Origin of the sequence: Pseudoalteromonas sp. HF66, from assembly GCF_011806445.1 — a bacterium.
GTDB lineage: Bacteria > Pseudomonadota > Gammaproteobacteria > Enterobacterales > Alteromonadaceae > Pseudoalteromonas > Pseudoalteromonas apostichopi.
Genome location: NZ_JAATOU010000038.1, coordinates 1 through 2,406 on the forward strand (window position 1 = coordinate 1; position 2,406 = coordinate 2,406).

Annotated in this window: 2 protein-coding genes and 1 tRNA gene; 1 reads left to right on the plus strand and 2 read right to left on the minus strand. The window is 39.7% G+C overall.

From position 1 onward, the window contains the following. Positions 1–246 precede the first annotated feature (246 nt). A complete protein-coding gene (locus HCZ11_RS19450) occupies positions 247–1,665 on the plus strand; it encodes a sodium:alanine symporter family protein (protein WP_167659247.1) in 1,419 nt (472 codons plus the stop codon). Between the two features lie 17 nt (positions 1,666–1,682). Here the strand turns inward: HCZ11_RS19450 and HCZ11_RS19455 are convergent, their stop codons facing one another. Together HCZ11_RS19455 and HCZ11_RS19460 are read right to left on the minus strand one after the other, a co-directional pair. Continuing rightward, positions 1,683–2,129 carry a hypothetical protein gene (locus HCZ11_RS19455; RefSeq protein WP_130051800.1) on the minus strand — a complete coding sequence of 149 codons (447 nt, stop codon included), beginning with the start codon at positions 2,127–2,129 and terminating at the stop codon, positions 1,683–1,685. 183 nt (positions 2,130–2,312) lie between these two features. Continuing rightward, positions 2,313–2,399: transfer RNA gene (locus HCZ11_RS19460), tRNA-Leu, on the minus strand. Positions 2,400–2,406: the final 7 nt, after the last annotated feature.

The window sequence follows — 2,406 nt, forward strand, 5'->3', positions numbered from 1 at the left end:
CAGCGTCTTTCGTTGCTGCCCGCCGTGTCAGTGGGGTCGCATTATAGGGAGATGGATTTTTTACGCAAGCACTTTTTGCAGGTTTTTTTGCTTATTTTCAAATTAGCTAGATACCCACCAAATGCAAACAAGTTACTCACAAACAACTGTGGATAACTGACGTTTTTTAGCAGAATAACTAAACTCTCCTCACTTGTTATGGTAACTTGCGCCGCAGATTTTCCACTCGCTCACAAGGCAAGAAAAATGACAGACATTATAAATAGTATAAGTGGCCTCCTTTGGGGCCACATTCTGGTTTACCTCTTAATAGCTGCGGGGCTATTTTTTACACTTCGACTTGGTTTTATTCAATTCACGCAATTCCCGCATATGATCAAAGTTATGTTTCAGAGCCGACAAGGTTCTGGCGACGGCATTTCTTCATTCCAAGCATTTTGTACTTCATTAGCAGCTCGAGTGGGTACGGGTAATATGGCAGGTGTTGCCGTTGCACTTTATTTAGGTGGCGCAGGCGCAATTTTTTGGATGTGGCTTATTGCATTAATAGGTATGGCAACAAGTTTTGCAGAGAGTACCCTTGCCCAAGCATATAAAACGGTCGATGAAGAGGGCAACTTTCGTGGAGGTCCTGCTTATTATATGGAATATGGTTTGGGTAAACGTTGGATGGGAGTCATTTTCTCGCTTTGTCTCATTCTTGCTTTTGGTTTGGTATTTAATGCTGTTCAATCAAACTCTATAGCAGCTGCATTTAATGTCGCTTTTGGTATTCCAAACTATGTTGTTGGTATCGCCTTAGTATTAGGTTCTGGCATTATCATTTTCGGCGGCTTAAAAACCATTTCACGTTTTGCAGAAATGGTTGTGCCCTTTATGGCATTGGCGTATTTGTTAGTTGCACTTTATGTATGTGCCATGAACTACGATTTATTACCAAATGTATTTATGCATGTTATTAATAGTGCCTTTGGTATAGAGCAAGCAGGCGCTGGTGCTATTGGTTATGGTGTAATGCAGGCTATGATCCAGGGTATTAAACGTGGTTTGTTCTCTAATGAAGCCGGTATGGGTAGCGCTGCGAATGCTGCTGCAACGGCAACACCGAACCCACCGCATCCTGCCTCACAAGGTTATGTGCAAATGTTAGGTGTATTTGTAGATACAATAATTATCTGTACAGCAACTGCAGCCCTTATTTTATTATCACAACAGCTAATACCTGATTCAGGAGTAACAGGTATTGCGTTAACACAAGCTGCACTTGAAGAACATGTTGGTAGTTGGGGAGCAACGTTTGTTGCAATTGCCATTTTGTTTTTTGCATTTACATCTATTGTTGCTAATTATTCTTATGCCGAAACCAATTTATTGTTTTTAGAGCATAACCATGCATCGGGTATGTTGATCTTCCGATTACTAGTACTTGGTATGGTGATGTTTGGTGCTCTAGGCGAATTGCCACTAGTGTGGACCCTTGCAGATGTTTCAATGGGTTTAATGGCTATCGTTAACGTAATCGCTTTATTTATGTTATCGGGTGTCGTTATTTGGTTAGCGAAGGATTACAATACACAACGTAAAGAAGGTAAAATACCTACTTTTGATCCTTCGCAAAACAAAAAACTCGATCAAACCATTCCTAAAGGCGCGTGGCGCAAATAATCAAGTTTAATTAATGTTTAATTGGGGAGCGTTTGTGCTCCCTTTTTTGTATCTGCTAACTTTTCAAAAACAGACAATATGAATGTAATTTGCTGTTCGTTAAGCTTTGACTCGAGTTGCATGACAAGCTGCTCTTTGATTTGCGCTTTTAATGTTTGTCTTTGCTTGGCAGTTAATAATGGCTGCGATTGTTGATGATAAGCTTGCACGGCAGTGAGCGTATCCATCACCACGTCATTATCAAAGTCAATTAACGCTGTTTTAGCATTACTGATAGCCCGTTCAGATTTTTCAAAGACTGTGGATACTTGACCAACAAGCACGCTGACTTCATGAATTTTAAGTACATCGTTAATGTTCGACATAATAATAGCAACAGGAATAAGTACTAATGAGATTGCTAAACATAGCCCAAACACTGCACCAACCCAGAACTGATTTAAACCACCTTTAAATTGCTCCATTATCTTTCCTTGATCCCATTTATTTAATTCCGTTGTACCAGTTCAAAGTTTTATACTGCAAACTTTTTAACTAATTTGAAAAAGAATAAGGAAACTATAAAGCTATTTAGTGAAATAAAAAACAATTAGATTAATTTATAAACTGAAGTGTTAATGAAATAGATAGGAGGTATTGTATATAAATGGTGCCCGGGGCCGGACTTGAACCGGCACGTCCTTACGAACGAGGGATTTTAAATCCCTTGTGTCTACCAATTCCACCACCCGGGCATCGGGT

Coding starts and splice junctions, on each gene's coding strand:
- HCZ11_RS19455 (WP_130051800.1), bottom strand. CDS start 2,129: ATGGAGCAATTTAAAGGTGGTTTAAATCAGTTCTGGGTTGGTGCAGTG.
- HCZ11_RS19450 (WP_167659247.1), top strand. CDS start 247: ATGACAGACATTATAAATAGTATAAGTGGCCTCCTTTGGGGCCACATT.